The sequence below is a fragment of the Lysinibacillus sp. NPDC056185 genome (assembly GCF_047737915.1).
Lineage (GTDB): Bacteria > Bacillota > Bacilli > Bacillales_A > Planococcaceae > Lysinibacillus.
In genome coordinates this window covers 23,720-30,617 of the sequence record NZ_JBLLLQ010000021.1, presented here as the reverse complement: position 1 = coordinate 30,617, position 6,898 = coordinate 23,720, and the positions used below count along the sequence as shown (strand labels likewise).

Here is a 6,898-nt window from a genome sequence, read left to right as displayed (position 1 = left end):
GAATACTCGCGGAAGCAGGGAGAATACTCGCGGAAGCAGGGAGAATACTCGCGGAAGCAGGGAGAATACTCGCGGAAGCAGAGAGAATACTCGCGGAAGCAGGGAGAATACTCACGGAAGCAGAGCGAATACTCGCGGGAGCGGAGTGAATCCCCGCGTGCAGAGAGAGTACTCGCGGAAGCCGAGAGAATACTCGCGGAAGCAGGGAGAATACCCGCGGGCAGAGTGAATACCCGCGGAAGCAGGGAGAATACTCGCGGAAGCAGGGAGAATACTCGCGGAAGCAGAGAGAATACTCGCGGAAGCAGAGAGAATACTCGCGGAAGCAGAGAGAATACTCGCGGAAGCAGGGAGAATACTCACGGAAGCAGAGCGAATACTCGCGGAAACGGAGCGAATACTCGCAGAAGCAGAGCGAATACTCGCGGAAGCGGAGTGAATCCCCGGGAGCAGAGAGAATACTCGCGGAAGCGGAGTGAATCCCCGCGTGCAGAGAGAGTACTCGCGGAAGCCGAGAGAATCCCCGGAAGCATAGAGAATACTTGCGGAAGCATAGAGAATACTTGCGGAAGCAGGGAGAATACTCGCGGAAGCAGGGAGAATACTCGCGGAAGCAGGGAGAATACTCGCGGAAGCAGGGAGAATACTCGCGGAAGCAGAGAGAATACTCGCGGAAGCGGAGCGAATACTCGCGGAAGCAGAGTGAATACCCGCGGAAGCAGGGAGAATACTCGCGGAAGCACATGGAATACCGTGATGAAAATACTTACAATTAAAAATCTCTCATTGTTCTATTAAGAATAATGAGAGTATTTTTTTGCCTATTGTACGTTAAATTCAATTGTTGCTGATGGTTTGTACTCCGTTTTTTGTTCATTCGGGTCTTCTGTGTAAAAGTCAGTGCTCCCTTTTACGATATAATGTCCTTTTGGAAAATGACCTTTCATTGTTTGTTTCATAAATTCAACGAGTTTAGGTTCTGAAAATTCGTCGTACACGCCTCCGCTCGTGTAGATCTCTTCGTAGGGCACATTTCGTTCAAGAATACGTGTAATTAGTGGAGTATCCATTACACTAGGTATTTCAAAATTCCGTGTCGTTTCTTGCAAATTAAATAGAAATGGGGAGCCTCCATGGTAAATAATTACGTTTTGTGCCTGCCCTACATATGTGAGTTTAGCCGTTATTTTTATGGATTCCCCCTCAATGAAGGTGGGTTTGGAAATAGAGAGTTCATAAAGAAAGTCTTCCTGTTGTGAAGTAGCCGTTTGTGAATAGTTCTTACTTGGTGGGGGCTTTAATGCTTCTTTTTCCTGACAGGCGGCAACTAGGAGTAGCATAGAGATTAACAGTAAAAATTATTTTTGCATACAATCCTCCTTTACGGTAGTGGACGTTGGGGTAGACAAAATGTTACTAAATTTCCTGTAACATTTATGACATTGCATTCAAATTTTGTAAATGCTATGGTGGTAAATGAGGTGAATTTTGTGGAAAAATTTGATATTGCAATTATTGGTGCAGGTCCTGGGGGCTATGTAGCAGCCATTCATGCAGCGAAAAGTGGCAAGAAGGTCGCTTTAGTAGAGCGCGATAAAGTAGGAGGAGCCTGCTATAATGTTGGCTGTATTCCTTCGAAAATATTGTTGGAGCATAGTAAGCTCATTCAAGAAATACAACGTGGTAATGACTGGGGTATTGAAACTCCTACAGTAAATGTGAATTTTCCACGATTGATGAAACGTAAGGATGCTATTATTGACGAGCTTTTAACGAATATTGAAGGCTATATTTTGAGCAATCAAATTACCTTTTATCGGGGAGAAGCGGCAGTATTTAATGATTTAACTGTAACAGTTGGTAGTGGGACCTTTACAGCAACGGATATCATTTTAGCAACCGGAAGTAAACCATTTGTACCACCTTTTAAAGGTATAGAGACTTCTTCCTATTATACAACGGATACCTTTTTCGATATGAAAGAGCTGCCGAAGCAGTTAACAATTATTGGCGGAGGCGTTATTGCAGTAGAAATGGCATTTAGTTTAGCACCGCTTGGAACAAAGGTGACGATGCTGAATCATAGTGAAGATATTTTACAGACAGAAGAGCCAGATGCACGACCACTTATTCGTGAAAAGATGAAAAAGCTTGGTATTGAGCTTGTGACAGATTTCCGATTTGAGCATTTTAATGGCAATGAAATTCATACATCTAAAGGCATTTATACATATGAAAATCTTCTGTTTGCAACGGGTCGACGCCCGAATACAGAAATAGCCCAGCAACTTGGTCTAATGTTCGATGATCGATTGATAGCTGTCAATGAGCATTTTGAAACAAGCCAGTCACACATTTATGCTATAGGTGACTTAGTTGGGGGTTACCAGCTAGCTCATTCAGCGAGTGCAGAGGGAATTCATGTTGTGGAGCATATTTTGGGAAATAAACCGGCACTAATTGATCAAACATCGATTCCTCGTTGTGTTTATACACATCCTGAAATTGCAACTTTTGGTTTACTAGAAGAGCAGGTTAACGAACCTTATACGGTGACTCAAATGCCTTTACATACAAACCCTAAGGCATTAATGGAAGGAAATACAGTGGGCTTTATAAAGCTTATTGCGACGGAAAAGGAAGGACGTATTTTAGGAGCTTGTGTTGTTGCTGATGGGGCAACAGAAATGTTAAATGTTATTTTAGCTACTAAAAATGCTGGTGGCACTGCCCACACTCTTGCAAATATGATTTTCCCACATCCTACAGTATCAGAGCATATTGGGGATGCTGCAAAAGCTATTTTTGACAAAGCCATTCACCATTAATGATTGCAAAAACTACATTCTTCAGCGGAAGGCTATCCTTCTCGTTAATGGAATGTAGTTTTTTTGTTTGAATTACTTTATTAAGAGAAAAGTCCCCATAACATTACTGTTAAGCCTAATATTATTAGTCCAAATAAAAGGGAGAGAGTTTTAAAAATAACAATATGATACTTTTGGGGAGAGAATTTTTCAGAAATTAATAATACAACAGCTAATACCAAATCAATTAAAAAGAATGTTTCAAGCTCTCCAGAAAAATCGTCATCTTCTTCGTATTTTTTAAAAGCAACATAAAAAGCGTTTCCAGCAAAAAATAATAAAACTAATGAGCATACAAACAGCATTAATTTACTCATGCAATAACATCTCTCCTTATTGAAAGTACCTTACAATGAGGAGAAGCGAGTTTCTCTCATTTCATTGATTCAGCGACCCACTAACAGAGGATGAAGGTTCAACATGGCGTTTAACCCATAAATGTATGCGGTAATTTGCCATATTCACTTTGACACCCTCTCGAATACTTAACTGATTATAATAAGTATTCACATGGGCTTCAAACACCAATATTTACCTCTGACACCCATTAAATAAAAAACCTATTGACTTTGTATGTTATTATGTTAAATTAAGTTTATAAGAATACTTGGTATTTAAAAATGAGTTGACTAGACATCTAGAGGCTTCTATTTTACGTAACGGATTTCCTCCGACCGTAAATATAGAAGCCTTTTTTTATCTTTATGTTGTGAATTTCTATTGGACTTGAGGAGGATGGAATATGAAATTAGGGTTTTGGCTACCGATTTTTGGAGGATGGTTACGTAATGTAGAAAATGAAAATATGCCTGCAACATTTGATTATGTAAAACAGGTTATTCAAACAGGAGAAAAACTTGGCTTTGATGCGACGCTTATTGCCGAGCTATATTTAAATGATATTAAAGGTATTGATGCTGACGCACTTGAGGCGTGGTCTACTGCAGCAGCTTTAGCAGCAGTTACTGAAAAGATTGAAATATTGGCTGCAGTTCGGCCTGGTTATCATAATCCAGCTGTGATGGCAAAAGTAGCTGCAAATATTGATCATATCGCTAATGGCCGTTTTTCATTAAATGTAGTTTCAGCTTGGTGGGAAGAAGAAGCAAAGCAATATGGTGGTTATTTTACAGAGCATGGAGAGCGTTATGATCGCACAGAGGAATTCATTGATATTTTAAAAGGTTTATGGACAGAAGAAACGTTCAGCTATCATGGGAAATATTACGAAATAGAAAATGCATATTTATCGCCCAAGCCAGTCCGAAAACCATATCCAACACTATACGCAGGTGGGGAAAGTGAGCGCGGTAAAGAGGCAATTGCAAAGTCATGTGACGCTTACGTGATGCATGGAGGAACAGTAGAGGAAGTCGGGGCCAAAATAAAGGAAATGCTTGCACGTCGAGAAGCAATTGGAAAAGGCCCGTTCGAAACTTTTGGGATGGCTGCATATGTCATTGTGCGTGATTCAGAAGAAGAAGCACTTGCCGAACTAGCGCGAATTACCAATGTACAGGATACAGCAGGGTATGCAGGCTTTAATGACTTCACAAGTAAATCAAAGCTAGAACAACAAATTACACTACAGGATTATTCAGTTTCAAACAGAGGGCTACGACCAAATTTAGTTGGTACACCTCGCCAAGTGGCAGAGCGCATTTTAGCTTATGAAGCGGTTGGCGTAAATCTTTTACTTCTTCAATTCTCCCCACATCTAGAGGAAATGGAACGTTTTGCAAGAGAGGTTATGCCTTTAGTGAAAAGAAAATCAGCCATTATACAGTAAGGAGCGACTACATGACTGCAAAAATTTATATTCTTCATGAAAATGATGAATGGACAATTCATTTAACAAAGCGTTTAGAGGAACAAAACCTGTCATATGAGGTTTGGCATTTGGCAGAGGGATTGATTGACCTATCAAAAGAGCCACCACAAGGAATTTTTTATAGTCGTATGAGTGCTTCATCACATACGCGGGGGCATGTATTTGCACCTGAACTAACGGAGGCAGTGCTCGCATGGCTAGAGTATCATGGTCGTCCTGTTATTAATGGAAGTCGAGCCTTACGATTAGAAGTAAGTAAGGTCAATCAATATTTTGCACTTGAAGCTGTAGGCATTCAAACACCTAAAACGATAGCGACAGTTGGTAAATCGCAGCTAATAGAAGCAGCAAGAACAATTGGTACAACACCGTTTATTACGAAGCATAATCGAGCGGGGAAGGGGCTTGGCGTACAACTATTTCATTCAGTTGAAGCACTAGAAGCATATGCAAATAGTGATACTTTTGAGTTACCTATAGATGGTATTACGCTTGTTCAGCAATTTATAAAATCACCTGCTTCTTATATAACGCGATGTGAATTCGTAGGTGGCAAATTTTTATACGCCGTTCGAGTTGATACATCTGAGGGCTTTGAACTCTGTCCTGCTGATAGCTGTCAAATAGAGGATAAATTTTGTCCAGTAGGTGAAACGGCAACTAATAAATCGAAATTTCAAATTATAGACAGTTTTTCAGAGGAGCTTATTGAGCGTTATGAAGAATTTTTAGCGCAAAATAAGGTAAGTGTCGCAGGGATTGAGTCGATTATCGATCAAGAAGGTAATATTTTTACATATGACGTGAATACCAACACGAACTACAATGTAGAAGCCGAAAAAGCAGTAGGGAAATATGGCATGTTAGCTGTTGCTAATTACTTAGGCGCTACATTACGTCAATATGAAAAGACATTGCATTTGGTGTAAGGACATTTAACTTTGTTAATAAGGAGTGGCTAATATGACAAAAGCAGTTATTATTAATGGCACGAATTCGAGAAATTCACGGGTAACGGCGATTCATGAAAAGGTGGAAAATTACTTAAAAGCACAGGGAATAGCGGTACACACAAATTATGTACATGAATTGCCAGCTGAGGACTTAATTAAGGCTAATTTTGCAAGTGAGGCCATCGTTTCAGAAAATAAACAAGTTGAAGAGGCAGATATTATCGTACTTTTGACGCCAATTTATAAAGCTTCATATACAGGAATATTGAAAACTTATTTAGATTTGCTGCCGCAAAAAGCATTGCTTGGAAAGACCATTTTACCAATTGCTGTAGGTGGCTCTATTGGACATTTACTTGCATTAGAATATGCATTAAAACCAGTTTTAGCTGTATTAGGAGCTACAACTATTGCACATTCTGTTTATATTGTTGATAAACAAATTATTCGATTAGAAGATGGAAGCTTTGCTATCGAGGAAGAAGCTATTAACCGTCTTGAGGTAGAATTAAAACAATTTCAGCAAATTGTATCCATTTAAGCATGAAGTAAGCTTAGTAATATAACGTGTGGTTGATTTCCGTTTCGACTAGGCGCTTTCCTGGGGGCGTCCGATGAGCCGCTTCGCTTCGCTGCAGGGTCTCATCTGTGACGCTAATCCCCGAGGAGTCGCCTAGTCTCCACTCCAATCAACATATTCACATAACATATGTTTTAACAAAAGGACTCCCCAACTTTCAACGATGGGCTAAAATTTATTGGAAATTCAGCCATCACCATAATGTGTGGTTGATTTCCGTTCCGACTAGGCGCTTTGTTGCTGACGCTACGCTTTCGCACAGATAAAACAATTGTTGCTGACGCTACGCTTTCGCACAGAGCAAAGCTTCTTGGGGCGTCAGATGAGTTTTAATAATGTCATCCCAATCTTTGGGGCTGAGCCGTGAAGTTCAAAAAATAGCGCATTATAGGAAATGACCTCCTATAACGCGCTATTTTTTAATTAACTTCAGGTTCTTCTTTTTTCTCATCCGGTGTTGTAGAGAGATATAAGAAAGCCTCATCTTGCAATAGCAATATTTTTTCTTCACAAATACCGTGTGCTAATGGTCCAGAAAAAATAGACTCCCACCAAGTTCCTGTTGTTGTTGTCATTCATCTACGCCCCCATTTCAATTTTCCGATATGTAGTTGTAAATTACTCGAAATCACAAATCATCTACACATTCCATCCATTCAAGAAAGAG

The 6,898-nt window shown here is 40.1% G+C and carries 7 protein-coding genes; 4 read left to right on the top strand and 3 right to left on the bottom strand.

The window, feature by feature from the left end:
- Window positions 1-821: 821 nt before the first annotated feature.
- Window positions 822-1,340 carry a hypothetical protein gene (locus ACMZ42_RS18475; protein ID WP_415732319.1) on the bottom strand — a complete coding sequence of 173 codons (519 nt, stop codon included), beginning with the start codon at window positions 1,338-1,340 and terminating at the stop codon, window positions 822-824.
- 150 nt (window positions 1,341-1,490) lie between these two features.
- Between ACMZ42_RS18475 and lpdA the strand changes: the two genes are divergently transcribed.
- Window positions 1,491-2,828: a dihydrolipoyl dehydrogenase gene (gene lpdA / locus ACMZ42_RS18470; RefSeq protein WP_415732318.1), complete on the top strand. Its 1,338-nt coding sequence runs from the start codon at window positions 1,491-1,493 to the stop codon at window positions 2,826-2,828.
- An 80-nt stretch (window positions 2,829-2,908) separates the two neighbouring features.
- Here lpdA and ACMZ42_RS18465 read toward each other — a convergent pair whose 3' ends face one another.
- Window positions 2,909-3,184, bottom strand: coding sequence for a hypothetical protein (locus tag ACMZ42_RS18465; RefSeq protein WP_415732317.1), 276 nt, complete (start codon window positions 3,182-3,184; stop codon window positions 2,909-2,911).
- Between the two features lie 425 nt (window positions 3,185-3,609).
- Here ACMZ42_RS18465 and ACMZ42_RS18460 point away from each other — a divergent pair, with 425 nt between their 5' ends.
- The 3 genes from ACMZ42_RS18460 to ssuE are packed head-to-tail and all read left to right on the top strand — an operon-like array spanning window position 3,610 to window position 6,192.
- Window positions 3,610-4,656, top strand: a complete 1,047-nt coding sequence (locus ACMZ42_RS18460) for an LLM class flavin-dependent oxidoreductase (protein ID WP_415732316.1) — start codon at window positions 3,610-3,612, stop codon at window positions 4,654-4,656.
- 11 nt (window positions 4,657-4,667) lie between these two features.
- Window positions 4,668-5,627 carry an ATP-grasp domain-containing protein gene (locus ACMZ42_RS18455; protein ID WP_415732315.1) on the top strand — a complete coding sequence of 320 codons (960 nt, stop codon included), beginning with the start codon at window positions 4,668-4,670 and terminating at the stop codon, window positions 5,625-5,627.
- A 34-nt stretch (window positions 5,628-5,661) separates the two neighbouring features.
- Window positions 5,662-6,192: an NADPH-dependent FMN reductase gene (ssuE, locus tag ACMZ42_RS18450; RefSeq protein WP_415732314.1), complete on the top strand. Its 531-nt coding sequence runs from the start codon at window positions 5,662-5,664 to the stop codon at window positions 6,190-6,192.
- Window positions 6,193-6,650: 458 nt separating this feature from the next.
- On the opposite strand, the gene ACMZ42_RS18445 is transcribed toward ssuE, so the two are convergent.
- A complete protein-coding gene (locus ACMZ42_RS18445; protein WP_370076861.1) occupies window positions 6,651-6,806 on the bottom strand; it encodes a hypothetical protein in 156 nt (51 codons plus the stop codon).
- Window positions 6,807-6,898 lie beyond the last annotated feature (92 nt).

Bases quoted from the DNA above. Each gene is read 5' to 3' on its own strand.
- ACMZ42_RS18475 (WP_415732319.1), bottom strand. From the start codon at position 1,340: ATGCTACTCCTAGTTGCCGCCTGTCAGGAAAAAGAAGCATTAAAGCCC.
- ACMZ42_RS18465 (WP_415732317.1), bottom strand. From the start codon at position 3,184: ATGAGTAAATTAATGCTGTTTGTATGCTCATTAGTTTTATTATTTTTT.
- ACMZ42_RS18460 (WP_415732316.1), top strand. From the start codon at position 3,610: ATGAAATTAGGGTTTTGGCTACCGATTTTTGGAGGATGGTTACGTAAT.
- ACMZ42_RS18455 (WP_415732315.1), top strand. From the start codon at position 4,668: ATGACTGCAAAAATTTATATTCTTCATGAAAATGATGAATGGACAATT.
- ssuE (WP_415732314.1), top strand. From the start codon at position 5,662: ATGACAAAAGCAGTTATTATTAATGGCACGAATTCGAGAAATTCACGG.
- ACMZ42_RS18445 (WP_370076861.1), bottom strand. From the start codon at position 6,806: ATGACAACAACAACAGGAACTTGGTGGGAGTCTATTTTTTCTGGACCA.